Here is a 21,830-nt window from a genome sequence, read left to right as displayed (position 1 = left end):
TCGAGGAGGAACTCGCGGACATCATGCGGTCGATCCACGCGGTGGCCCACGAGACGGCCGCCCGCTACGGCGCCCCCGGGGACTACGTGACCGGCGCCAACATCGCCGGATTCGAACGGGTCGCCGACGCGATGCTGGCCCAGGGCGTCATCTGAGGGTGAGGGGCGAGCCGGGGCCGGCGTGCCCGGCTCGCCCTTGGTCACGGCGTGCGGGCCGTCAGCCGGCGAGCGCGTTCGCCGCCCGGGAAGTCCTCCCGGCCGGGCGCCCGTCAGGTCACCGGGGCCTTGGCGCGCAGGACGTCCAGGAACTCCCGCATCCAGGCGGGGTGGTCCGGCCAGGCCCGGGCCGAGACCAGGGTGCCGTCGACCACGGCCTCGGAGTCCTCGAACGTCGCGCCGGCGGCCTTCATGTCCGGTTCCAGCGCCGGGTACGCGGTCACCCGGCGGCCGGGGAGCGCGCCGGCAGCGGCCGTGATCAGCGGGCCGTGGCAGATCTGGGCGATCGGCTTGTCCGCTTCGGCGAAGGCGGCCAGGATCCGCCGCACCTCGGGGTCGTTGCGCAGGTACTCGGGCGCCCGTCCGCCGGGCACGACCACGGCCTCGTAGTCCTCGGTGACCACGTCGGCGAACGCCAGGTCGGCCGGCCAGGTGTAGCCCGGCTTCTCGGTGTAGGTGTCGAACCCGTCCTCGAAGTCGTGGACGACGAAGCGCAGCTTCTTGACGGACGGGGCCGCGATGTGGACCTCGTACCCCTCCTCGCGCAGACGCTGGTAGGGATACAGGACCTCCAGCGACTCGGCCGCGTCACCGGTCACGATGAGGATCTTCACTGCCATGGGCTGCTCCAGAAGGACGGTCTGCGGTCGCTCGGCCCCGCCCGGGGCCACCGGTACCCTCCCCCCGGGGGGCCGACCGCACACACCGGTGTTCCCCGTTCGGCTTCGGGGGCCCGGAACAAAGAGGGCTCGTGCACCGTTCGTCCAGATGTGGGTACGGGAAGGAAAGATGTCCCCGGGTCTGACCATCGCCTGCAGGGAAGATCGTTCGGCTGAAGCCCTGCAGAGCCCTCCGCCGCGAGGCGACCACCTTTCCGTCCCCACCGTCGAACGCCCTGGCCGGCCGTCCCCCCTGCCGGTCGGGGCCGCCCCGGCCGGCCCTTCCCCCCCGGGTCGGTCGGGGCCCTTTCGCATGCCCCTCCCTCGCCCGACGACGGCACCCGCGGGGAGGGCCTGGCAGTCAGTCGCGCCGAAGGGCGTTGAGTCGGGCGGCCTGGCGGGTCAGGTGGTCGCGCTCGGCCAGGTTGGGGGCCGCCAGGGCCGCCTCCGCGTACAGCAGGGCCGCCGCCTCCAGATCGCCGTCTCGCTCGTGGAGGTACGCCGCCACCGCCGCGCGGCGGGGGACCGGGCCCGCCGGGCCCGACGCGGAGTCCTCCAGGGCCGCCAGCGCCGCCAGCCCGGCGCGCGGTCCGTCGGCCTCGCCGACGGCCACCGCGCGGTTGAGCCGGACGACGGGGCTGCCGGTCAGGCGTACGAGCTCGTCGTACCACCCGACGATCTGCACCCAGTCCGTCTCCTCGGCGCTCTGCGCGTCGGCGTGCAGCGCCGCGACGGCGGCCTGGGCCTGGAACTCGCCCAGCCGGTCGCGGGCGAGGGCAGCCTGCAGGATCGTGACGCCCTCGGCGATCGCACTGGTGTCCCACCGGCCGCGGTCCTGCTCGGCCAGCGGCACCAGGCTGCCGTCGTCGGCGGTCCGGGCGGCCCGCCGGGCGTGGTGGAGCAGCATGAGGGCCAGCAGCCCCGCCACCTCGGGATGGTCGACCGCCGCCGCGAGCTGCCGGGTGAGCCGGATGGCCTCGGCGGCGAGGTCGACGTCGCCGGAGTAGCCCTCGTTGAAGACCAGGTACAGGACGCGCAGCACGGTGGCGACGTCGCCCGGCCGGTCGAAGCGCACGCCGGAGACGGTGCGCTTGGCCCGGCTGATGCGCTGCGCCATGGTCGCCTCGGGCACCAGGTACGCCCGGGCGATCTGGCGGGTGGTCAGCCCGCCCACGGCGCGCAGCGTGAGCGCGACCGCGGACGACGGGGTCAGTGAGGGATGCGCGCACAGGAAGTACAGCTGGAGCGTGTCGTCCGCCGCCGGTACGGGCCCGGGGGCCGGCTCCTCCACGACGAGATCCTCCCGCAGGCGGCGGGAGGCGTCCGCCCGGGCCGCGTCGAGGAACCGGCGCCAGGCCGCGGTGACCAGCCAGCCCTTCGGGTCCCGCGGAGGGTCGCCCGGCCAGGCGCGGACCGCCGCGACCAGCGCGTCCTGCACGGCGTCCTCGGCCGCCGCGAAGTCGGCCCCGCGACGGACGAGGATCCCGATCACGCCCGGGGTGAGGCGCCGGAGCAGGACCTCGTCCGCCTCGGAGGTCATTCGGTGACCGTGGGGGGCGCGGTCAGGAACGGGCGCAGTTCCAGCCACTCGTGGATCGGCTTCCCGCCGGCCCCGGGAGCGGCCGACAGCTCCCCGGCCAGCTCGACGGCGCGCTCGTAGCTGTCGACGTCGATCACCATCCAGCCGGCGATCAGGTCCTTGGTCTCGGCGAAGGGCCCGTCGGTGACGGGCGGGCGGCCCTCGCCGTCGTACCGGACGAACGTTCCCCCGGGGGCGAGCGCCTGACCGTCGACGAACTCGCCGGTTCCCTCGAGCCGGGCCGCGAAGTCGTTCATGTACTGGATGTGGTCCGAGATCTCCTGCGGTGTCCACTGGTCCATGGGCACGTCGTTGACCGCGGCCGGGGCGCCGCGGTAGTGCTTCAGCAGCAGGTACTTCGCCATGGTGTCTCTCCTCGGTGCTGGTGCGACCCATTGTGGTCGCCTTCACCACGGGGACGGAGCCGCCCACGGGTTCTCGACATCCCCGGGCGAATTCTTTTCACCCGCGTGTCACCGATGGTCCCGGCGAGCCGTCCCACCCCCGTCACCTGGTGTGAAGCGCCACGGACAGGGACGGGGCGTACCCCGGGGCGCGGGCTCAGCGCAGGGTGGGGATCACGTCGCGCGTCTCGTCGACCCCGGCCCCGAGGCCCGCCGCGGTGCTGCGGCCGAGCGCGCCCGGGGGCGCCTCGTCCGCGCACACGGTGCCCCGCGCGGGCAGCGCCAGGGTGGCGAGGTAGTCGGTGGCCAGGGCGCTCACGCACGCGCTGCGGTTGTACGCCGTGTGCCCCTCGGCGGCGAAGGTCAGCAGCCGCCCGTTGTCGAGCGTCCCGGCCAGCGCCACGGCGTCCCGGTACGGGGTGTCGGGGTCCCCTGTCGTACCGAGGACCAGGATCGGGGCGGAGCCGGCCGCCCGGTAGGAGCCCTCGAACCGGCTCGGGCGCTCGGCCGGCCACCGGGCGCAGGCGGGCGCGTGGTTGTGGTCGTACGTGGGCGGCCCGAGGCCGATGGGCGGCCCCAGCAGGGGAGCGGCGGCGGCCTGGGCGCCGACGAGCGTGCCCAGCAGCAGGGGACTGGCCGGGTAGGCGCGGTCGGCGCACTCGACGGCCGTGTTGACGTTGAGGAAGTCGAAGGACCCGGGGGAGGGCGGGGACAGCAGGAACGACCCCTGGCGTGCCTGGGCCGCCCGCAGGGCTTCTCCCAGGTAGGGCCAGATCGCCTGGCCCGTTGATGGTGAACATCAGGCGGTAGGCGAGGGTGTAGCCGGTGGCCGGGCGACCGCTCGGCGTGATGACCGGGTCGGCGTCCAGCGCCCGCTTGAGCTCCTCGAAGGCCTGTCGCGGCCGGCCCTCGCCGAATCCGCAGGCGGTGGGGTTCTGCGCGCACCAGTCCAGGAAGCGGCCCACGGCCGCGTCCAGGGCGGCGAACTGCCCGGCGTCGTACGCGTACGGCACGTCGGCGTAGCGGCGCGGATCGTAGCCCCCGTCCAGGACCATGGCCCGGACGCGCCGCGGGAACTGCGCGGCGTAGACGGTGCCGACGTAGCTGCCGAAGGAACGGCCGTAGAAGGAGACCTGCTCCTCGCCGAGGGCCCGGCGCAGCAGGTCCATGTCCCTGGCGTTCGACGCGGTGCCGATGAACGGCACGAGGTCCGCGGACCGCTCCCGGCAGGCGGTGGCGAAGTCCCGGCCCTGCCGGATCGCGGTGTGCAGGGCTCCCGGGGCGGGTACGCCGCGTGCGGCGTCGACGGCCGCGGCGTACTCCGCGTCGTTCCAGCACTCCACCTGCCCGCTGCGGCCCACGCCGCGCATGTCGTACCCGACGACGTCGAAGGCGTCGCGCAGGGAGGCGGGAAGCGCGTCGTAGCTGTTGCGGGCGAAGTCCACGCCGGAGTTGCCGGGTCCGCCGGGGTGCAGCAGCAGGACGCCGGTGCGGTGGTCCCGGCCGGCCGCGAGGCGCCGGGTGACGGCGAGCGCGATCGCAGGACCGTTGGGCCGGCGGTGGTCCAGCGGCACCCGGGCGGTCGCGCACTCGAAGCCGTCGCCCGGGCCGTCGGCGTCCGCGCCGTCGCAGAGCCCCCAGTCCAGGACGGGAACGGGCGGACCGGCGGGAACCGCGGCCGTACCGGCGCCGGGCGGCGCGGCGCCGAGGAGCGCGGTGACCGCGATCAGCGCGAGGGATATCCCCCACGCCACTCGCCTGCGGGGGTGATCGGCCAAACGCATGTGCATGCGGCGCTCCTCCGTCATGGCTCGTGCGGCACGGCCGCCAACGTAGCCGCCGCCCACCGCCCGTGTCGGCCCCCCAGGAGTTGATTCCGCCCTCCCCCCGGGGTTGGAGCCCCCGGCGCCCCGCACCACCGCCCCCGGCCGACGCCCTGGGCGGCGTCGGCAGTCCACCCTTCCCTGTCGGGCCATCCGACTGTATCGTTTTTCGATAACATCGATAAGCGATAGGACGGTGGGGTCCATGTCCGAGGTCGAGGACCGCAAGCTCTTGGAGCCCCTCTCGACGGTGGTGTACGGCGGGCTCCGCCTGCTGATCGGTCTGTTCCTCGCGGGCTTGGTGCTGAACGCCGTCAACGGCTCGGTCCCCTTCTGGGACGGCGTGAACGCGTGCGTCACCGCCGACTGGATCTCGAGCAGCTCCGCCGGTACCGACGCCGCGTTCGCCACCCGGGACGGAGCGCACGTGAGCGCGGTTCCGCAGTACTGCGCGGACCGGCCGAGTGCCTGGCAGCGGACCCTGGGGATCCTCTCCGAGGTGCCCGCGTTCGTCCTGTTCGTCGGAGGGCTCGCGCTGCTCGACCGGCTCCTGCGGTCCGCTGCCCGCGATGGCGCGTACACCCGGCAGACCGCGTACCGGCTGCGATTCCTGGGCTGGTTCCTCCTCGTGGGCAGCCTCGTCGCCGAAATCGTGCGGGCCGCCTCTCAGGCTGCGCTCCTGGCGACGCTCGCCGACGACGCCCCGGGCTCGCCCGGGACGCTGCTCGGCGCGCTGTCCTTCCCGTACCTGGCGATCCTCACCGCGTTGGGGTTGCTCGCGTTCGCCCGCGTCATGCGGACCGGTGCCGCGATGCGCGAGGACCTCGAAGGGGTCGTCTGATGTCCGCCGGGGGTGACGGGAACGACGACGGCCACGACGTCCGGGAAATCCACGTGCACCTCGACCGGCTCCTCGCCGAGCGCGGCATGACGCTGGCCGAACTCGCCACCCGGGTCGGCGTGACCAACGTCAACCTCTCCGTCCTCAAGAACGGCCGGGCGAAGGCCGTCCGCTTCACGACCCTCGCCAGCATCTGCAGGGTGCTGGAGTGTCAGCCGGGAGACCTGCTCAGCTACCGCCCGGCCTCCGGCACCGACGTCCGGGCTGGAGACGGAGGCGTCGGTGATGTTCCCCCGAAAGGGTGAAATGCGCGGGGGTGTTGCGCCCAGGCGCTTCCGAGGTGCCGTAGCCGCAGGGCCGCGGGTGCGGGCAGCAACGAGGGCTTGCCGTCCGTGAAGGGTACGGATCCGGTTCCCGACCGGACAGGACCGGACTCCGTCCACGTGGTGGATTCGATGCCGTCCGACCCCAGGGAGGCGTCGATGTCCTGGCGGTGTCCGTAGGAGAGGCCGGAATCCCGGCCGATTACCATCCTGTAGGAGTCCCGCCCGGACGGGCTGTGTTCGTGGACCAGCCCGAGGAAGTGCGGCGACCGGTCGTCGTAGACCACCGATGAGGGAGCACTGCTGCGGTACGTCACCTCGGTTCGCGGCCACCACGGCACCGTCATGAGCGCGGCGGCCGGCAGGACACCGGCCAGGCCGCCCAGCAGTACCCTGCCGATGCCGGACGTCCGCCGGGGCCGTGGGCTACCGGCGGGCCGGACAGGGGTGTGCGTACCGATGGTGCCCCTCCGGGGCCGGGGTCGCTCCGCAACGGTCGAGCGGATACGGCTCGCCGGGAAGGACGCCGAACCGGGCCGCGTGGTGGTCGGGACCGCCGGTGGGGATCACCAGCCGGCCGCCGGGCGTTGGACCGTCGAAGGGGGCGATCACGTTGCACACACCGCACCACCCGAGCGATGAGGAGGAACCGATGGGCGCGGCCGACCAGGAACGGCAGTGGCCGGACGAGGCCAGTGTCGACAACGCGAGGACGACGCTGCTGCAGCTCCTCGCCCGGGCGGGCGTGCCTTCCGACGACGCACGGGCACTGATCGGGCTCGTGGAGGCGGGCACGCTGGCCCTCGCGTACGAGGAGCTGAGCGCCGGCGGCGGCGGGAGCGCGCCGGGCGACAAGGGCGAGGCGTACGCGTCGGGCTGGCTCGACGGCGCCGCCGGCTTCCTGGACGAACTCGGCACCGTCGCCGAACGGACTCTGGTACGGGTCGTGGGGGAGGACGGGCAGCCGGACCCGGCCGGGGAGCGACCGCGGCCCCGGCGCATGGAGGTGGAGCGGACGCAGGTGGCGGTCACACCGCTGTACCTGTCGTTCGCCACGGTGTCGGAGCTGGACCCGGAGGTGACCGGAGAGGTGCTCACCGCCGTCCTCGCCACGATGAGCCCCCGGCAACGGGCCGGGTACCCCGGGCTGCTGACGCAGTTCGCCGGGACCCACCGGGCCCGGCTGGAACGGCTGTTCGCGGCGTACGGGCCGGGCAGCGCCATCACGGTCCACGGCCGCTACTCGCTCGTCCACTCCGCCACGAGCATCGCCGTACTGGAGCGGCTCGTGGCCGCGCCCCAGGCGCTGCGGGCGGAGTGGGACGCCGCGGAGCTGCCGCCGGCGTGGCTGGACGGGCTGACCACCGCCTGGAACGCCCCGGCCTGACCACCGCCGGTATCGGAGCGTTCTCCGCCGCCCGGGCGCGCCCTGTCATCGGCCCGGCGGGGAGGTTTGACGGGGGTGGGTCGTGGCAGACGGGGTGAACGCCGCTGATTCGCAGTGGAGTTGTCCATCGCCCTGAAGGGACCCCCTCATGTCCGACGCGTACCCCGCTCCCGACGGCGCCGGCACCCACCACGCCCCCGCCCCCGCCGCCGGGCCCGCAACCGGCCGCAACGGCCTGGCCGTGGCCGCGCTGGTCACCGGCATCGCGTCCCTGCTGCTCCTGTGGCTCTGGTTCGTGGGCATTCCACTGGCGCTCGTCGCCATCGGCCTCGGCATAGCCGCCCTCCGCCGAGCCCGGGGCGGCGCCGGTGGCCGCGGCATGGCCATCAGCGGCCTGGTCCTCGGCGCCGTGACCGTGGTCATCGCGGGACTCCTGGTGGCCGTCGGGGTGTCCATCCTCAACTCCGACGAGGGCAAGGACCTGCGGTCCTGCCTCGACAACGCCCAGACCCAGCAGGAGCAGCAGGACTGCTCGAACCGCTTCAACGAGGACGTCAAGAACTGATGCCCGGCCCCGGCCGGGGTGCGGGTGCCGCGGGCCGCACCCCGGCCGGGTGGCGGACCGCGGTGCCCCAGTCGGATTCACGTCCGAGGCCAGGCACGCTTTCGCCCGGCATGCGGTTCACCCGGGTCACCCTCCTGCCCGCACTGCGATGAGAACGGGCCCCGCCGCCGGTCTACCCTTCGGAACCCCTTCACACCGATCTTCCGGAGGCGTGGCAGATGACCGGTACGACGACTCTCGACCTAGGACCGCAGGCCCGGATCGTGGCCCGCCTCGCGGCGGCCGTCCCGGACGCGCGGCTCGCCCACCGGACGCCCTGCCCGCAGTACGCGGTGAGCGACCTGCTGGGGCACCTCACGGGCCTGGCCGTCGCCTTCCGCGACGCCGCCCGCAAGGACCTGGGCGCCACGACCGACACGGCTCCCGACGCGGCCGCGCCCGTCCTGCCCGCCGACTGGCGCGAGGATCTGCCCCGGGTCCTCGGCGAGCTGGCCGAGGCCTGGCAGGACCCGGCCGCCTGGACCGGCATGACCCGTGCGGGCGGCGTGGACCTGCCCGGCGACATCGCGGGCGCGGTCGCCGCGGACGAACTGGTGGTGCACGGCTGGGACCTGGCCCGGGCCACCGGCCAGCAGTACGCACCCGATCCGGCCGCGCTGAGCGCCGCGTACGGATTCCTGCTGGCGGCCGCGGAGGACGAGACCCGCGGCGGCGGCATCTTCGGGCCCGTCGTGCCGGTACCGGACGACACCCCGCTGCTGGACCGGGCCGTCGGACTGAGCGGACGCGATCCGGGCTGGACCACGGCGTGAGACCGGCCCGAGGGCCGGCATGAGACCGCCGCGGACCCGGACCGCGCTCCTGACGCGGGGCCGGGTGCCGGTGGGTGGTGGTGGGTGCCGGTGGGTCGACCACGTGCATCGGGGGGTGCGGACATCTTGACGCGGTCGTGGCGCGCGCCTTCAATCAAGTAGTGAACGAAGCGGCCCGGACGGCATGCTTCCGCGTTCATTCCCCAGCGGAGCATTGTCATGGGCATGACTATGCATATCCCCCCACACCCGAAGCGATGTGATGACCGTGCACCCCACCTGGCACCGGCGCGTGCTCTTATGCGCACTCGCCCTGGTCTGCTGGGGCGGCCTGGCCGCCCCCGCGACCGGCGCCGCCGAGCCCACCCCGGCCGCCGCACCGCCGACCGCCGCCGCACCGCCGACCGCCGCCGCACCGCCGACCGCCGCCGCACCGCCGACCGCCGCCGCGGCCGTGACCTTCTCCGACGACTTCGACGGACCGGCCGGAGCCGCCGCCGATCCCGGCAAATGGCAGATCGAGACAGGCGACAACGTCAACAACCACGAGCGGCAGTTCTACACGGCCGGCAACCGCAACGCCGCCCTCGACGGGCAGGGCCACCTGCTCATCACCGCCCGACGTGAGAACCCGGCCGATTACACGTGTTGGTACGGCCGTTGCGAGTACACCTCGGCCCGCCTGAACACCGCGGGCCGGTTCACGCAGACGTACGGACGGGTGGAGGCCAGGCTCAAGGTGCCGCGGGGCCAGGGCATGTGGCCCGCTTTCTGGATGCTCGGCAACGACATCGGCCAGGTCGGCTGGCCGAACTCCGGCGAGATCGACGTGATGGAGAACGTCGGCTTCGAACCGTCGACCGTGCACGGCACCCTCCACGGGCCCGGCTACTCCGGCGCCGGCGGCATCGGGGCGGCGTACACCCTCCCCGGCGGCCAGGCCTTCGCCGACGCCTTCCACACCTTCACCATCGACTGGGCCCCCGACTCGATCACCTGGTCCGTCGACGGCGTCGTCTACCAGCGGCGGACCCCCGCCGACCTGGGCGGACGCAGCTGGGCCTTCAACAAGCCGTTTTTCCTGATCCTCAACCTCGCGGTCGGCGGCTACTGGCCGGGCGACCCGGACGGCAGCACGGTCTTCCCCCAGCAGCTGGTGGTCGACCACGTCCGCGTCACCTCGTACGACGGCGGCTCCGGCGGCCGGACCGGCCAGATCAGCGGGCTCGCCGGCAAGTGCGTCGACGTGGCCGCGGCGAACCAGGCCAACGGCACTCCGGTCCAGCTGTACGACTGCAACGGGACCGCCGCCCAGCGCTGGACCCTCGGCGCCGACGGGACCGTACGGGCGCTCGGCAAGTGCCTCGACGTCGCGAGCGGCGGCACCGCCGACGGGACCCCGCTCCAGCTCTACGACTGCAACGGGACCGGTGCCCAGCGCTGGGTGGTGTCCGGGGCCCGCGGCATCGTGAACCCGCAGGCGAACAAGTGCCTCGACGTCAGCGGCGGCAACCCCGCCAACGCGACACGTCTACAACTGTGGACCTGCACCGGCGCACCCCAGCAGAAGTGGACGGTTCCGGCAGGCTGACCCGGGTGCCCGCGCCGCGGGCCTCCTCCGGCCCCCGCCCCGTCAGGCGGGGGTCGGCGACGGCGGAACCCACCGGTGGGTGCGCGGGGCCTGTGACCGTACGCCGTACTCGCTCTTGAGCTCCTCCGGGATGGCGTACTGCATGACCCGCCCGCGGGTGAGCGAGGCCAGCTCGAAGGTGGTGAGCAGGCCGCCCGCCTTGTCCAGCGCCCACTCGCCGAGCGGGCTGCTGTCCTCCACGGTCTCCAGCAGGCCGAGGACGACGGGGACGGCCCTCGCCGCCGTGTCCCAGGGGCTGCGCGGGATGTCGAGCCAGTCCGCGATCGTGGCTCCGACGAGGAAGCGGATGGTGGCGGGGACGATCGGGTCGAAGAGGGTGCCGGGGACCACGTCCTCGTACATCCGCATCAGCTGGTTGTTGAGCCGGACCCCGTCCTCGGACGGACCGAGGTGGCGGCTGAGGTAGAGGTCGGCGAACGCGCGGGCCTCCGTGAGGTTGCCCGGCGCGGCCGTCATGTCGCAGCCCAGGATGGAGCCCACCACCCGCCACGCGTAGAAGTAGGCCTCCGCCCCCTCCTCGCTCATGTGGATGCCGAGGCGGTGCATGGCGTCCAGCACGAGGATCGAGAAGCACATCTGCCCGCCGATCATGTCCTCCTGGCAGAGCGGCACGCCGTCCGCCGCGATGTCCCAGCGCCCGGAGTGCGTGAGGTGGTGGCGTACCGCCGCGTGCAGCAGCCGGACCTTCTGGGCGGCCGGGATGAACTTGCTCCCCTCCTCGAAGGCGTTGGTCCGCATCAGGTACGTGACGAACTGGCCGGTGTTCGCCATCCGGCGCGAGGGGTAGTCCATCGAGTGCGTGGAGGCGAGCAGCCGGGCCACGCGCGGTACGGCGTAGGTCACAGGCATCGCCGCGAAGGACAGGCCCGTGTTGATGTGCGCGGCATTGTCCATGAAGAACAACCGGGCGCGCTCCATCACGTCCCAGTCCACCCACTTCGGCGGCAGGGCGGTGGCCTCCAGGAACGACACAGCCGACGGCGGCAGCCCCTCGGGGAGCTTGTGGCCCGCGGTGCTGAAGAAGCGCATCAGGGTGTTGAAGTCCCGCACCTCGCCGCGCTCGAACATGGCGGCCACGGTCTCGTCGGCCAAGGGGTCCCCCCGGAGGCTGAGTTCGTCGAGCGTCGCGTCGGTGTAGCGGGGCCGGATCTCGGTGGTCACGTCGTGCTCCTCGTATGGCTCGTGTGTTGCGCGTGGTTTCAGAGGGTCCGTGCGGTCGCCGAGGTGGCGAGCCCGCCGAGTGCCGTCCGTACGTCCATCGGCAGGGCCGCGGAGTCCAGCGCGCCCCGGGCCGCCGCCACCCGGTCCGCGATCATGTCCTCGACGCGCTGCCGGGCCCCGCACCCGTCCATCAGCCCGCGCACCAGCGCCGCATCGGACTCGTCCAGGGCCTCGCGGGTGAGGGTCTTGTCCAGCAGCGCCCGGTCGTGCGGGTCCAGCAGGGCGAGCGTCGTGGCGAGCAGCGTGGTGGGCTTGCGGTCCCGGAGGTCGTCCAGGTTCGACTTGCCGGTCTCGGCGGGGTCGCCGAAGGTGCCGATCAGGTCGTCGCGGAGCTGGAACGCCTCGCCCAGGGGCAGCCCGTACGCGGTGAAGGCCGCCATGACCTGCCGGGGGGCGCCGCCGAGGGTGGCGCCCAGGTGCAGCGGACGCTCCACCGTGTACTTGGCGGTCTTGTACCGGGCCACTTCCAGCGACTCGGCGACCTCGGGCACGCCGTCGGCGCCCGTCCGCAGGACCTCCAGGAACTCGCCCGCGACGGTCTCGCGCAGCAGTGTCGACCACAGGGGCACCGTCCGTGCCACGTACGCGCCGGGCAGCCCGCAGGTGGCGAAGACCTGGGCCGCGTACCCCATCAGCAGATCGCCCAGCATCATCGCCAGGGCGGCGGACCGGTCCTGCCGCGGGGTCCCGGAGTCGTCGCCGGGGCCCCAACGGCCCGCTCCGCCCGCGGAGAAGGCCGCACGGGCGGTCGGGACGCCGTGCCGCAGGCGGCTGTCGTCGATGATGTCGTCGTGGGTGCAGGCCGCCGCGTGCACCAGTTCCATGGCCGCGGCCGCCCGGATCACCCCGTCGCAGTCCGGCTGGCCTGCGGCCCGCCAGCCCCAGTACAGGAACGCGGCCCGCATCCGCTTCCCGCGCGTCAGTGAACTCCGCAACTGGTCGCAGAGCGGGCCGAGTTCACTGGACAGCCGTAACAGCTCGGCTTCCTCCTCGTCGACCAGCCGGTGCAGGTGCGTGTCGATGCGCTGCCGGAACGCGAGGTCGTCATGCATGCGCCGGCCCGGCCCCCGGTGCCGTCGCGGCTCCCGGCGCCGTCGCGGTGCCGGCGGCCCGCGCGCGCCGTGCGGCGGCCCGGTGGGCCATCAGTTCCAGGTAGTTGTCGTCGTCCGCCGCGACGACGCGCCGTGAGGCGAGCTCCCCGCGCGCCCTGAGCTCCTTCACCCCGTCGGCGACGAGATCGCGCAGGTCCGAACGCCGGGCCATGTCCCCTCCCCGTCCGGTCGCCTGCCGTACCTGGTCCAGGGCGAGATCGACGGCGCCGAGCGCGAGCAGCCCGACCTCCTCCAGCGCGGCGAACGGACTCCAGGGTGCTTGTCGCGTCTGCTCCCCGTGCCCGTGCCCGTGCCCGTGGCTCCGCTTCGCTTGCTGTGCCTGGTCCCGCGTCTCTTCGGTCATGCCCCGCGCTCCTCTGCCGACAGGTCGTCAAGGAGCACCAGTCAAGCGGCCACGCCGCCGACCGCCGTCCGTGACGGCCCTCCGTCCCACGCCAGAGGGACATGAATGCTCCCTACGAGTGAGTTGTCGGATGAGCTGCCGAACTCTGCGTGTCCGCTTCGGCGAGCGGCGCGAGCCGGGGGGCCACGGTCGAGCGATAACCCGACAACTAGCCGGTACGGGGTAATTCTCTGTAAGGCCCCTATGTGACGCAGACATGATGCGCTGTCATATTCCTGCCAGATTGACCCGTTCATCTCGTTCTACCCATCAGGGGAAGGCAGGAAAATGGGCAGGTTCAGGTACGGAATCACGGCGGCAGCCATCGCGCTGGTCGCCTCGGGATCGCTCACCGCCGCGGGAGGCACGGCTCACGCGGAAGCGGGCCAGGACACCATCAGCATGCTGAAACAGGAGAAGTCCCAGTGGTGCTGGGTCGCCTCCGGGCTGACCATCGCGAAGTTCCAGGGCTTCGGCTCCACACAGACGGACTTCTGCAACCGGGCCCAGCCCCACTACGGCTGCAACAACCAGCCCGCCACGCTCGACGACATGGCCAAGGGCTGGAGCAGCCTGGGCATGACCCATACCGGCTCCGGCCTGAACAGCGCGGCCACCTTCAACCAGGTGTACACCGACGTCAAGGCGGCCCGGCCGATCGGTGCCCGCATCGGATGGGCCTCCGGTGGCGGTCACATGAACGTGGTCTACGGGTTCGACACGTCGAACACCACGATCGCGGTGGCCGACCCGTGGCCGGACACCACCACGTACACGTGGTGGAAGTACAACGACTACGTGAGCAACAGCTCTTCCAAGTGGACCCACTCCCGCATCGGTATCTCCCGCTAAGGCAGGCGACATGCGCGACATCAGCGGCACCGAAATGTCCGGCAAGCGAGTGGCTTCGCGCCTCTCCCGACCCTCCCGCGTCCACCGCCTCTCCACCGTCATCGCACTGAGCGCCTCCGCTCTGCTGTCCGTCGCCGGCCCGGCCCACGCGGCCCCGGCGAAGGACCCTCTCCCGGCCGACATCCCGGACTACCGGGCGGCCCTCGACGCCGTGCGGTCCGCCGACGTGCGCGACACCGTCTGCCGCTTCCTGCGTACTCCGGTGCCCGCCGGTGACGCCGCCGGCGGCCCGGTCCAGACGATCCCCGAGACGGCCGAGCCGTGCCAGGGGCTTCCGGCCTTCACGATCAAGGATCCGGTGGCACGGAACGAGATCACCCCCGGGTTCGTCGCGGGCACCGCCGAACCCGTACCCGTGAATGCGGTCAAGCTGACGCAACTGGTCTCGTCGCTGAGCACCACCGTCAACGGCCGCAACGTCACCGTCATGCTCGCCCCCACCGAGGGTGGAGGCTGGCACCTGGCGGCCGTGCGCGACGGCGACAGCGACGCCGTGTACGCGAGCAGGGCCACCGTGGGCACCCTGGTCTTCACGGAACCGCAGAACCGCGGCTGGTACCAGCTCAAACTCCTCACCGTCGAGCCGCTCAACGACCAGGCCCGACAAGGGCTGGACGGCCGGGCGTCGGTATCGCTCAGTGAATATCAGAAGCTGGTCAAGGCCCGCTACGCCGACAAGCTGCCCGGGTCGGAGTACGACAGCAGGGGCTATTCCAGCGGTTACGGCCCTGCGCGTACGGAGGGCGAGGGCCCGTCCTCCGCCCTGCTCCTCGCCGGCGGTTCCAGCGCGACCCTCGCCCTCGCGTGCGGAGTCGCCGTGCTCCGTCGTCGCGGGCGCACGAGCGCCCGCTGAGCGCACCCCGTACGCCCCTCGCTCCGCCCCGGCAGCCGGCCGGGGCGGAGCGCGTCGTTTCGGTGGTCGCCGAGGCCGGGGTCAGCGTGCTGCCCGGCGCAGGGAAAGGCCGAAGGCGCAGCTGGTGACGGCGAGGACGGCGATCGGCGGAGGGGGAAGGAAGAGGGCCGATATCGCCAGGCCGGCGAGCGAGGTGGCCAGGAGCGTCCATCCGAAGGCGGTGCGCCGTTCTACCAGGGCGGGAGCCTGCCGGGCCGCGAACAGGGCGAGGAGCGCGGAGGAGATGACGAACAGGGCCATGACGGTGCTCATGCCGTTGACGACGTCGAGGGTGCTGCGTTCCAGGCCGAGCAGCGTCATGTTCGTTGCCCGCATGGCGGCCGAGGAGGCTGCCTGCTCCGCTGTCGGGTCGCCCCAGGCGGCAGCGGCGGCGAGGGCGAGGTGGCCCGCACCCAGCAGGACGAGGCCGCCGACGCCCACCCTGAAGGGCCGCAGGGGCTGGGCGGCATGGCGGGTGACGGCGGGGGCGGTGGCGTTCATCGCGGCTCCTTGGGGTTGGGTCAGCTCCCCCTCTACGTCTGTAGAGGGGGAGGTGTGAGCAGGACTCTACATCTGTAGAGCCCGGGTGGTGCGCGGAGGTCCGGCCGCACGCTCGGTGCCGGAGCCGTACGAACCCTCCGCGCCCGATGCCGAAGGGTCCGCGGCGGCTTCCCCCGCCGTCGCGCCCGTCGGCCGTACCCGCCGGTGCCGGGCGCCGGCGGGTACGGGCGTAGGCGCGGCCGAGGTGTCGGGGCTGCTCGGCTCGGCCGTCCTCGCGGGCCCGCCCGGCGACCGGATACCCGTACGGGCCGCGAGCGTCGGCGCCGTGCGGACCAGCGGCGTGACCGGGCCTCCGGAATGGCCACCCGACGGGGTGCGGGCCGTGACGCTGGGTGAGATCCGGGGCGCCTGGAGGTGACCCGCCCCATAGGACCCACGTCACGTACGAGCCGGAGTAGTAGCCCCCCAGGGGGGAGGTCAGGCCCGCTCGCACCCGTCCTCACCTGTGCGGATACGGGGCGGGCGGGGTGAGGGCCCATCGGCCCGGGCTGCGAGGGCCGCTAGTAGGTGGCGGCGTTGCCACGGGGCCGGGGCGTCTGTAGAACTGGATGAGTCGCCAGTCGGCAGGGGTACTTCACCCGCCGCAGACGAACCCCTCTCCACCGCGTGAGTGGCTCACGCATGTCCTCGGCATGCCGCGACCGTCCCTGTTCCCGTCGGAAGGTCATTCCGTGTCCCACACCGTCATCCGCCGCATCGCCGCTTCCAAGAAGGCCCTCGTGGGCTCCGTCCTCGCGCTGGGCGTCGCCGGTTCGATGCTCGCCACGGTTCCCGCGCAGGCCGCCCCGATGAACGCCAAGGCGATCGCGCAGCAGATGATCAAGGACCCGGCCCAGTTCGCGGCGTTCAACAACATCGTGGCCCGCGAGAGTGGCTGGAACCACACCGCCACGAACTCCTCCTCGGGCGCCTACGGCCTCGTCCAGGCCCTGCCGGCCTCGAAGATGTCCTCCGCGGGCTCCGACTGGAAGACCAACCCGGCCACCCAGATCAAGTGGGGCCTGGACTACATGAACTCCCGCTACGGCAGCCCCGTCGGCGCCTGGAACTTCTGGCAGTCCCACCACTGGTACTAAGCCGCCACAGGCAGTATCAGCGGGCAGTAGACGCACCTGAACGCTCGGCCGGGAACTCCCCGCCGGGCGTCTTTTGCGTATGCGGCCGTGGGCTGGGCGCCGTGCGCCGTGTGCCGGGCAAGCCCCGTGTGCCGGGCCGGCAGTCCGCTGCCCGGCTACGCCGCGGCCATCGGGGGCAGGCCGTCGGCGGCCTTCCCCGCGCGCACCAGCTCCACCACCACGTCGTGGAGGTCGCGGCTGTCCCGCTCCGACGCGCACGGGAGGGGGCTGCCCGCGAGCGTGAACCAGTCGGACGAGCCGCTGTACTGCACGGACACGCGCGCTTCGGCGCCCGTCCAGGTGGTGTGCACGGTGAGGTCACCCGTGAGCGCACCGGCTTCCTCGGTACGCGCACCACCCCGGCCCGCGAAGACATTGACCGTGGTCCACGACGCCCAATCCATGCACACAGGCTCACACGCCGGCACGCCCTCCGCGACCCGGTCCGCGCGGCACGCTCACACGCTGTCCGGTTCGGCGGCGAAGGGCAGGGCGGGACCGACGTCGAGCGCCGGCCGTCCTGGCAGGCCCCCGTCGGCAGCGCGGAACGCCTCGACCACGCCCCCCTCCGCACGGCGGCGGCGTACCGGTTGCCGCGCCCCGCCGCCCCCGCGGCGCGGGTCCGTTCGTCTAGGGTGCGGGGCATGACCGAAGCGCGTGATCAGCGGGCTCCGCTGCCGCCCATGCCCACCGACTGGCGGCGCGCCCTCGCCGTGGTGGCCCACCCCGACGACCTGGAGTACGGGGGCGCCGCCGCCATCGCGGACTGGACGGACGGCGGCCGCGAGGTGGGCTACCTCCTCGCCACGCGCGGTGAAGCGGGCATCGACACGATCGACCCCGCCACCTGCGCCCCGCTGCGCGAGGCGGAGCAGCGTGCGAGCGCCGCGGTGGTCGGGGTGTCCCGGGTCGAGTTCCTGGACTACCGGGACGGCGTCGTCGAGTACGGTCTCGATCTGCGCCGGGACATCGCCGCCGCGATCCGCCGGCACCGCCCCGAGCTGGTCATCACCCTGAACCACCGCGACACCTGGGGCGGCGAGGGCGGCGGCGGTGCCTGGAACACCCCCGACCACAAGGCCGTCGGACGGGCCACCCTCGACGCCGCCTCCGACGCGGGCAACCGGTGGATCTTCCCCGAACTCCTCACCGAACAGGGACTGGAGCCCTGGAATGGAGTGCGCTGGGTGGCGGTGACCGGTACGACCACCCCGACGCACGCCGCCGACGCCGGTCCGGGAATGGAGCGGGCGGTGCGGTCGCTCATGGAGCACAAGGCGTACATCGGGGTGCTGACCGACCAGGACCCCGAGGAGTACGTGCGCGGCTTCCTCACCGGGCAGGCCGAGCAGGCCGGAGCCCGCTTCGGCGGCCGGCCGGCGGTGTTGTTCGAGGTCTTCCCCCGCTGACCCGTCCCCCCTAGGCTGACGGTCCGTCAGTTTGCAACGGGGGTGCAGGCACAGGTGATCGACACCGTCAGCACGCAGATCGCGGAGGGCGAGGAGCGGATCCGGCTGGAGGTGGCCGACGGCCTCGCCGTCCTCACCCTGTGCCGCCCCGACCGGCTCAACGGATGGAGCTGGGAGTCCACCCGGCAACTGGGACTGCTGGCGGACCGCATCCGCTTCGACCCGGGGGTCAGGGCGGTCCTGCTCCGGGCCGAGGGCCGCGCCTTCTGCGCGGGCATCGACGTGACCGCCCCCGGTGGCGCCGTCTCCGGAGCGACGGCCGCCGAGCGCACCCGCAACTACTACGAGGGCATCCGCTGGGTCCACGAGCGCTTCGCGGTCCTCGCCCGCCTCCCGCAGCCGGTGGTGGCGGCCGTCCAGGGGTACTGCCTCGGCTTCGGCTTCGAGCTGGCCCTGATGGCCGACATCCGGGTCGCCGCCGAGGACGCCGTGTTCGCCCTGCCCGAGGCCCGGCTGGGGGTCGCGGTGGACGCCGGGGGCGACCTGCGCATCGCCCGCGAGGCCGGCGCCGGCTGGGCCAAGTACCTGGCCCTGACGGGCCGGCGGATCGACGCCGCGACCGCGCAGCGCCTCAACCTGGTCCAACTGGTGGTCTCGGCAGCGGAACTGGAGCAGACCGCCCGCGCGCTGGCGGCGGAGATCGCCGCGAACGCCCCCCTCGCCGTCCAGGGGATCAAGCGCGCGGTCGACGCCTACGCCGACGCCGCACTCCCGTCCGCCCTCGACCGCGTCGCCATGACCGCGGCCCTCACCCTCACCTCCGACGATTGCCGGGAGGGCTACGGGGCGAAGGCGGAGCGCCGTCCCCCGCACTTCACCGGGGGCTGACCGGGGGGCCGCCCGCCCGGTCGGGCCCCGCCTCAGGCTCCAGCCGGAGCAGGGCCAGGGCGCGCGCGGACACGTCCGTCAGGGGCTCGCTGCCGTTCCCCGCGGCCCAGTGCTCCAGCGCCACGGTGACCGCGTCGATCAGCACCGCCGCGAGCAGCCGGGTCTCCAGATCGGACGCGGGACGGCCGGTGCGCGCCGCGAGGACCGGGGCCAGGCGGTCCTGCATCGCGCGGGCGGCGGCGAGCCAGCGCATCCGGATCGCCGGAACCCCGCCCATCACCCGGATCAGCCGCACCGTCCGGGCCTGCGCGTACCGCGCACCGGCCGTCGAGGCGCTGAAGGCCGCCTGCACGGCCTGCGTCACGGGCTCCTCGGCGGGGCGCAGGGCCAGCTGCTCCACCAGCTCCACGACCCCCGCCGTCAGGACGGGGGTCAGGGCGTCCTCCTTCGTCGGGCAGTACCGGTAGAACGTCCGCAGGGAGATCCCCGCCGCCCGCGCGATGTCGTCGACCGTCGTGGCCTCGTACCCCCGCTCCCCGAAGAGGGCGGCAGCGGCCTCCGCGATCTCGTACCGAGTGGCCTCCCGGCGCCGCTCCGTCAGCGACGGCCGCCCCGTCGCCGCGGCTCCGGCGCCGCCCGCGCCACCCGTACCGCTCCTCGTCCCGCGCGCCGCCGTCACCGCACCACCTCCGGGAGGCAATCTGCCACACCCGGGCGGCGCGGGCGGCGGGCCGGGTCGCGGCGGAGCCGCGGAGGGGCGCACGGGGCCGGTCACGGGCGGAACGGCCCCCGTCCCAGCTGCTCCCGTACGGGGACGACCTCGGGCTGGACCAGGGACCGGCGCTGCCAGTTGGCGCCGTCGACCACCAGGGTGTGGCCGGTGACGAAACGGGCGTACGGCGAGGCCAGGAACGTCGCCGCCCAGCCCAGCTCGCGCGGGACGCCGACCCGCAGCGCCGGCTGCCGGGCGTCCTTCGGCTCGGGAGCCGCCCGCTCCAGGCCGTCCCGGACGTCCGGGGTCATGTCGGCGTGCGGGAAGAGTCCGGGGACGAGCCCGTTGACCTGGATGCCGTACGGGCCCCACTCGACGGCGAGGGTCTCCACCAGGTTCTTCACCCCGGCCTTCGCGGCCGCGCTGTGCGCGAAGCCCGGGCCGCCCGTCCAGGCGTACGAGGCGCCGATGTTCACGATGGACCCCGGGGTTCCCGCGGCGAGGTGGCGGCGGGCGAACGCGCGGGTCGCGAACCAGGTGCCGGTCAGGGTGATGTCCACGACCGCCCGCCAGGCGTTGGGGGACAGGTCCTCGGCGGGGGAGGGGAAGTTGGCCGCCGCGTTGTTGACGAGCACGTCCGGCAGGCCGTGCGCCGCCACCGCCGCGTCGAGGACCTCCTCGATCCGCTCGGGGTCCCGGATGTCGCAGACGGCGGCCGTCACCCGGCCCGCGCCGGGGACGGCCGTCAGTTCCGCGCGCGCCGCCTCCAGCCGCGCCGGCCGCCGGCCGGCGATCACCAGGTCGGCGCCGAGCCGGGCGAACTCGGCGGCGATGGCCTTGCCCAGCCCGGTGCCGCCACCGGTGACCAGGACCACCTGCCCCCCGTACGTCCCGGGAGGCAGGGCGGTCGCACCGAGCGGCGGCGGCGCGGGCAGCCCCCGCGCGAGGTCCCTCGTGGCGTCGTTGCTCGTGGCGTCGTCCGTCATGGGGGCATCGATAGCGCGCGGGCGCCCAGATCACCATGCCCGTGACGGGATCAGCCCTGCGGGAGGTACGCCTGCTTGCTCGCGCAGGTCCAGATCACGGCGCCGAACGCGCCGCCGGACCAGTTCTCGTAGGAGCCGCCGACCCGGTCGTCGTCGGAGACCGCGAGGGCCGCGCCGCGCGAGTCGCCGGAGCCGCCCGCCGGGTTCGGGAGGGCCAGCACCGGCCCCGTGCCGGGCCAGTAGGCCGCCTGGGTGCGGGCCGCGTAGCCGTCGACGAAGTTCACGGCCGTGCCGACCGTCACGTTCGTGGTCGGGCTGACGGCGTCCAGGGTGAGGTGGCCGTAGCCGGCGACCGGGCCGGGGTCGGCCGGAAGGGCGGTGTACGGCTGCTTCCAGAGCGCCGGGGTCCGGCGCTGCACGTCCCGGTAGCTCTCCTGTTCGTACCCCACGACCCGGCCCTTGCCGTCGATGTCGGTCGCGCGGCTGCCGATGTCGCGCTCCGCCTCGTTCCAGACCGGCAGGCCGCGGGCGGGGTAGTTTCCGGCGGGCCACACCACGGGGAAGGTCCAGCTGACGCTGGTGTCGTTCTCCAGGTCCACGTAGTTGGTGTGGGCCGTGCCGACGATGTCGCCGCGCTTGTTGATGCCGTCCACCGAGGTGATCACGGTGCTCGGGTGCGCGTCGGCGGGGACCGGCAGCTCGCGCACGACGGCGCCGTCGACCCACTCCTTCGCCACACCGCCGTCCAGGGCGACCACGTGGCCCGCGTCGTTGACGTCCGCCCCGGAGGAGCCGGCGGAGGGTGCGGTGAGCAGCCGGACCGACGGGTCGCCGATCCGGTAGGTGAAGGTGGCCTGGGGATGGCCCTGGGCGCCGCTCTGGGCCGTGCCCACCATCAGGCCGCGCGCGTTCACCGCCCGGACCTGGCCGCTGTGGAAGCCCTCCGGGAGCGGAACCTCGTGGATCGCGCGGTCGGCGGTCCAGTAGACGGGCCGCCCGCCGCTGGAGCCGACCGTGAGGCCGTTCGCCCCGAAGCCGGTGACCGCGCCGCCGGCACCGTCCGTCAGCGACGGCAACGTCACGATCCCAGGGGTGCACGCCTGCCCGGCCGCGACCGCCGGCGCTGCCGCGGTGACGAGGCCCGCGAGGACGGCGACGGCGACGGCCGCGGACGCGGCGCTCCTCGTCCGGGCGGTCGCCGAGGCGGCGTTCCCCGGGCGGGCGGCGGAGGCGGTGCTTCTCGTACGGGTCCTGTTCATGGTGCGGAATCCCCCTGGTGCGGATGTCATGTGCCCGTGCGCACGGGCCTGTTGAGTTTCGGCCCCATGCTGCCCGATCAGTCGGTGTGAAGTACACGGAATAATCCGGGCCCCGTTCGGTC

At 73.6% G+C, this 21,830-nt stretch carries 24 protein-coding genes and 2 pseudogenes; 13 read left to right on the top strand and 13 right to left on the bottom strand.

Features of this window, described 5'->3' with window-relative positions; all coding sequences use genetic code 11:
* Nucleotides 1-155 (top strand): annotated as a pseudogene (locus ACFWW8_RS10670) (glutamate dehydrogenase); the annotation flags it as partial.
* Between the two features lie 113 nt (nt 156-268).
* Here the strand turns inward: ACFWW8_RS10670 and ACFWW8_RS10665 are convergent.
* From ACFWW8_RS10665 to ACFWW8_RS10645, 5 genes and pseudogenes are all read right to left on the bottom strand, one after another.
* Nucleotides 269-835: a DJ-1/PfpI family protein gene (locus ACFWW8_RS10665; protein WP_386526413.1), complete on the bottom strand. Its 567-nt coding sequence runs from the start codon at nt 833-835 to the stop codon at nt 269-271.
* Between the two features lie 400 nt (nt 836-1,235).
* Nucleotides 1,236-2,414, bottom strand: a complete 1,179-nt coding sequence (locus tag ACFWW8_RS10660; protein ID WP_386526410.1) for an RNA polymerase sigma factor — start codon at nt 2,412-2,414, stop codon at nt 1,236-1,238.
* A complete protein-coding gene (locus ACFWW8_RS10655) occupies nt 2,411-2,818 on the bottom strand; it encodes a YciI family protein (RefSeq protein ID WP_386526407.1) in 408 nt (135 codons plus the stop codon). Before ACFWW8_RS10655 ends, ACFWW8_RS10660 begins: the two co-directional genes overlap by 4 nt.
* A 196-nt stretch (nt 2,819-3,014) precedes the next feature.
* Nucleotides 3,015-3,425, bottom strand: coding sequence for an alpha/beta hydrolase (locus tag ACFWW8_RS10650; RefSeq protein WP_386526431.1), 411 nt, complete (start codon nt 3,423-3,425; stop codon nt 3,015-3,017).
* 517 nt (nt 3,426-3,942) lie between these two features.
* A pseudogene (locus ACFWW8_RS10645) lies at nt 3,943-4,641 on the bottom strand (alpha/beta fold hydrolase); the annotation flags it as partial.
* 244 nt (nt 4,642-4,885) lie between these two features.
* On the opposite strand from ACFWW8_RS10645, the gene ACFWW8_RS10640 reads away from it, so the two are divergent.
* The 6 genes from ACFWW8_RS10640 to ACFWW8_RS10615 all read left to right on the top strand — a co-directional run bounded on the left by ACFWW8_RS10640 (nt 4,886) and on the right by ACFWW8_RS10615 (nt 10,199).
* The gene (locus ACFWW8_RS10640; protein WP_386526405.1) at nt 4,886-5,521 is read left to right on the top strand and encodes a DUF2975 domain-containing protein; all 636 of its coding nucleotides are present in this window, start codon (nt 4,886-4,888) and stop codon (nt 5,519-5,521) included.
* On the top strand, nt 5,521-5,826 hold the full coding sequence (locus tag ACFWW8_RS10635; RefSeq protein WP_386526403.1) for a helix-turn-helix domain-containing protein: 306 nt from the start codon (nt 5,521-5,523) through the stop codon (nt 5,824-5,826). The genes ACFWW8_RS10640 and ACFWW8_RS10635 overlap by 1 nt, the downstream gene beginning before the upstream one ends.
* A gap of 670 nt (nt 5,827-6,496) precedes the next feature.
* Nucleotides 6,497-7,231, top strand: a complete 735-nt coding sequence (locus tag ACFWW8_RS10630; protein ID WP_386526401.1) for a hypothetical protein — start codon at nt 6,497-6,499, stop codon at nt 7,229-7,231.
* Nucleotides 7,232-7,379: 148 nt separating this feature from the next.
* Entirely contained in the window at nt 7,380-7,796 is a 417-nt protein-coding gene (locus ACFWW8_RS10625) for a DUF4190 domain-containing protein (RefSeq protein ID WP_386526398.1), read from the top strand.
* Nucleotides 7,797-8,014: 218 nt separating this feature from the next.
* Complete coding sequence (locus ACFWW8_RS10620; RefSeq protein WP_386526396.1) at nt 8,015-8,608, top strand: TIGR03086 family metal-binding protein; 594 nt, start codon at nt 8,015-8,017, stop codon at nt 8,606-8,608.
* A gap of 262 nt (nt 8,609-8,870) precedes the next feature.
* Nucleotides 8,871-10,199: an RICIN domain-containing protein gene (locus tag ACFWW8_RS10615; protein ID WP_386526393.1), complete on the top strand. Its 1,329-nt coding sequence runs from the start codon at nt 8,871-8,873 to the stop codon at nt 10,197-10,199.
* A 42-nt stretch (nt 10,200-10,241) separates the two neighbouring features.
* On the opposite strand, the gene ACFWW8_RS10610 is transcribed toward ACFWW8_RS10615, so the two are convergent.
* The 3 genes from ACFWW8_RS10610 to ACFWW8_RS10600 are packed head-to-tail and all read right to left on the bottom strand — an operon-like array spanning nt 10,242 to nt 12,935.
* Complete coding sequence (locus ACFWW8_RS10610) at nt 10,242-11,420, bottom strand: oxygenase MpaB family protein (RefSeq protein WP_386526391.1); 1,179 nt, start codon at nt 11,418-11,420, stop codon at nt 10,242-10,244.
* A gap of 38 nt (nt 11,421-11,458) precedes the next feature.
* Complete coding sequence (locus ACFWW8_RS10605; protein WP_386526389.1) at nt 11,459-12,532, bottom strand: polyprenyl synthetase family protein; 1,074 nt, start codon at nt 12,530-12,532, stop codon at nt 11,459-11,461.
* Entirely contained in the window at nt 12,525-12,935 is a 411-nt protein-coding gene (locus ACFWW8_RS10600) for a hypothetical protein (RefSeq protein WP_386526386.1), read from the bottom strand. Before ACFWW8_RS10600 ends, ACFWW8_RS10605 begins: the two co-directional genes overlap by 8 nt.
* 327 nt (nt 12,936-13,262) lie before the next feature.
* Between ACFWW8_RS10600 and ACFWW8_RS10595 the strand changes: the two genes are divergently transcribed.
* Nucleotides 13,263-13,826, top strand: coding sequence for a papain-like cysteine protease family protein (locus ACFWW8_RS10595; RefSeq protein ID WP_386526384.1), 564 nt, complete (start codon nt 13,263-13,265; stop codon nt 13,824-13,826).
* A gap of 10 nt (nt 13,827-13,836) precedes the next feature.
* Nucleotides 13,837-14,739, top strand: coding sequence for a hypothetical protein (locus ACFWW8_RS10590; RefSeq protein ID WP_386526382.1), 903 nt, complete (start codon nt 13,837-13,839; stop codon nt 14,737-14,739).
* A gap of 81 nt (nt 14,740-14,820) precedes the next feature.
* On the opposite strand, the gene ACFWW8_RS10585 is transcribed toward ACFWW8_RS10590, so the two are convergent.
* Nucleotides 14,821-15,279, bottom strand: a complete 459-nt coding sequence (locus ACFWW8_RS10585) for a hypothetical protein (RefSeq protein WP_386526380.1) — start codon at nt 15,277-15,279, stop codon at nt 14,821-14,823.
* Between the two features lie 88 nt (nt 15,280-15,367).
* Here ACFWW8_RS10585 and ACFWW8_RS10580 point away from each other — a divergent pair, with 88 nt between their 5' ends.
* Nucleotides 15,368-15,697, top strand: coding sequence for a hypothetical protein (locus tag ACFWW8_RS10580; protein WP_386526377.1), 330 nt, complete (start codon nt 15,368-15,370; stop codon nt 15,695-15,697).
* A gap of 274 nt (nt 15,698-15,971) precedes the next feature.
* The gene (locus tag ACFWW8_RS10575; protein WP_386526374.1) at nt 15,972-16,415 is read left to right on the top strand and encodes a transglycosylase SLT domain-containing protein; all 444 of its coding nucleotides are present in this window, start codon (nt 15,972-15,974) and stop codon (nt 16,413-16,415) included.
* 155 nt (nt 16,416-16,570) lie between these two features.
* Here the strand turns inward: ACFWW8_RS10575 and ACFWW8_RS10570 are convergent, their stop codons facing one another.
* Complete coding sequence (locus tag ACFWW8_RS10570) at nt 16,571-16,858, bottom strand: hypothetical protein (RefSeq protein ID WP_386526371.1); 288 nt, start codon at nt 16,856-16,858, stop codon at nt 16,571-16,573.
* A gap of 240 nt (nt 16,859-17,098) precedes the next feature.
* On the opposite strand from ACFWW8_RS10570, the gene ACFWW8_RS10565 reads away from it, so the two are divergent.
* The gene (locus ACFWW8_RS10565) at nt 17,099-17,863 is read left to right on the top strand and encodes a PIG-L deacetylase family protein (protein ID WP_386526368.1); all 765 of its coding nucleotides are present in this window, start codon (nt 17,099-17,101) and stop codon (nt 17,861-17,863) included.
* A 54-nt stretch (nt 17,864-17,917) separates the two neighbouring features.
* Nucleotides 17,918-18,751: an enoyl-CoA hydratase/isomerase family protein gene (locus tag ACFWW8_RS10560; RefSeq protein WP_386526366.1), complete on the top strand. Its 834-nt coding sequence runs from the start codon at nt 17,918-17,920 to the stop codon at nt 18,749-18,751.
* Here ACFWW8_RS10560 and ACFWW8_RS10555 read toward each other — a convergent pair.
* From ACFWW8_RS10555 to ACFWW8_RS10545, 3 genes are all read right to left on the bottom strand, one after another.
* Entirely contained in the window at nt 18,738-19,430 is a 693-nt protein-coding gene (locus ACFWW8_RS10555) for a TetR/AcrR family transcriptional regulator (protein WP_386526363.1), read from the bottom strand. The genes ACFWW8_RS10560 and ACFWW8_RS10555 overlap by 14 nt on opposite strands.
* A 92-nt stretch (nt 19,431-19,522) precedes the next feature.
* Nucleotides 19,523-20,449 (bottom strand): SDR family oxidoreductase, encoded by a 927-nt coding sequence (locus tag ACFWW8_RS10550; RefSeq protein WP_386526361.1) that lies wholly within the window; start codon nt 20,447-20,449, stop codon nt 19,523-19,525.
* A gap of 50 nt (nt 20,450-20,499) precedes the next feature.
* Nucleotides 20,500-21,708: a hypothetical protein gene (locus tag ACFWW8_RS10545; protein WP_386526358.1), complete on the bottom strand. Its 1,209-nt coding sequence runs from the start codon at nt 21,706-21,708 to the stop codon at nt 20,500-20,502.
* Nucleotides 21,709-21,830: the final 122 nt, after the last annotated feature.

Source organism: Streptomyces sp. NPDC058701, assembly GCF_042715295.1.
Lineage (GTDB): Bacteria > Actinomycetota > Actinomycetes > Streptomycetales > Streptomycetaceae > Streptomyces.
This window is presented reverse-complemented; position numbering and strand designations above follow the sequence as displayed.

What these genes read in the sequence shown, in the direction of transcription:
- ACFWW8_RS10625 (WP_386526398.1), top strand. Translation starts at nt 7,380, where the DNA reads ATGTCCGACGCGTACCCCGCTCCCGACGGCGCCGGCACCCACCACGCC.
- ACFWW8_RS10655 (WP_386526407.1), bottom strand. Translation starts at nt 2,818, where the DNA reads ATGGCGAAGTACCTGCTGCTGAAGCACTACCGCGGCGCCCCGGCCGCG.
- ACFWW8_RS10605 (WP_386526389.1), bottom strand. Translation starts at nt 12,532, where the DNA reads ATGCATGACGACCTCGCGTTCCGGCAGCGCATCGACACGCACCTGCAC.
- ACFWW8_RS10600 (WP_386526386.1), bottom strand. Translation starts at nt 12,935, where the DNA reads ATGACCGAAGAGACGCGGGACCAGGCACAGCAAGCGAAGCGGAGCCAC.
- ACFWW8_RS10630 (WP_386526401.1), top strand. Translation starts at nt 6,497, where the DNA reads ATGGGCGCGGCCGACCAGGAACGGCAGTGGCCGGACGAGGCCAGTGTC.
- ACFWW8_RS10615 (WP_386526393.1), top strand. Translation starts at nt 8,871, where the DNA reads ATGACCGTGCACCCCACCTGGCACCGGCGCGTGCTCTTATGCGCACTC.
- ACFWW8_RS10640 (WP_386526405.1), top strand. Translation starts at nt 4,886, where the DNA reads ATGTCCGAGGTCGAGGACCGCAAGCTCTTGGAGCCCCTCTCGACGGTG.
- ACFWW8_RS10565 (WP_386526368.1), top strand. Translation starts at nt 17,099, where the DNA reads ATGACCGAAGCGCGTGATCAGCGGGCTCCGCTGCCGCCCATGCCCACC.
- ACFWW8_RS10660 (WP_386526410.1), bottom strand. Translation starts at nt 2,414, where the DNA reads ATGACCTCCGAGGCGGACGAGGTCCTGCTCCGGCGCCTCACCCCGGGC.
- ACFWW8_RS10545 (WP_386526358.1), bottom strand. Translation starts at nt 21,708, where the DNA reads ATGAACAGGACCCGTACGAGAAGCACCGCCTCCGCCGCCCGCCCGGGG.
- ACFWW8_RS10575 (WP_386526374.1), top strand. Translation starts at nt 15,972, where the DNA reads ATGCCGCGACCGTCCCTGTTCCCGTCGGAAGGTCATTCCGTGTCCCAC.
- ACFWW8_RS10585 (WP_386526380.1), bottom strand. Translation starts at nt 15,279, where the DNA reads ATGAACGCCACCGCCCCCGCCGTCACCCGCCATGCCGCCCAGCCCCTG.
- ACFWW8_RS10665 (WP_386526413.1), bottom strand. Translation starts at nt 835, where the DNA reads ATGGCAGTGAAGATCCTCATCGTGACCGGTGACGCGGCCGAGTCGCTG.
- ACFWW8_RS10570 (WP_386526371.1), bottom strand. Translation starts at nt 16,858, where the DNA reads ATGGATTGGGCGTCGTGGACCACGGTCAATGTCTTCGCGGGCCGGGGT.
- ACFWW8_RS10590 (WP_386526382.1), top strand. Translation starts at nt 13,837, where the DNA reads ATGCGCGACATCAGCGGCACCGAAATGTCCGGCAAGCGAGTGGCTTCG.
- ACFWW8_RS10550 (WP_386526361.1), bottom strand. Translation starts at nt 20,449, where the DNA reads ATGACGGACGACGCCACGAGCAACGACGCCACGAGGGACCTCGCGCGG.
- ACFWW8_RS10595 (WP_386526384.1), top strand. Translation starts at nt 13,263, where the DNA reads ATGGGCAGGTTCAGGTACGGAATCACGGCGGCAGCCATCGCGCTGGTC.
- ACFWW8_RS10635 (WP_386526403.1), top strand. Translation starts at nt 5,521, where the DNA reads ATGTCCGCCGGGGGTGACGGGAACGACGACGGCCACGACGTCCGGGAA.
- ACFWW8_RS10620 (WP_386526396.1), top strand. Translation starts at nt 8,015, where the DNA reads ATGACCGGTACGACGACTCTCGACCTAGGACCGCAGGCCCGGATCGTG.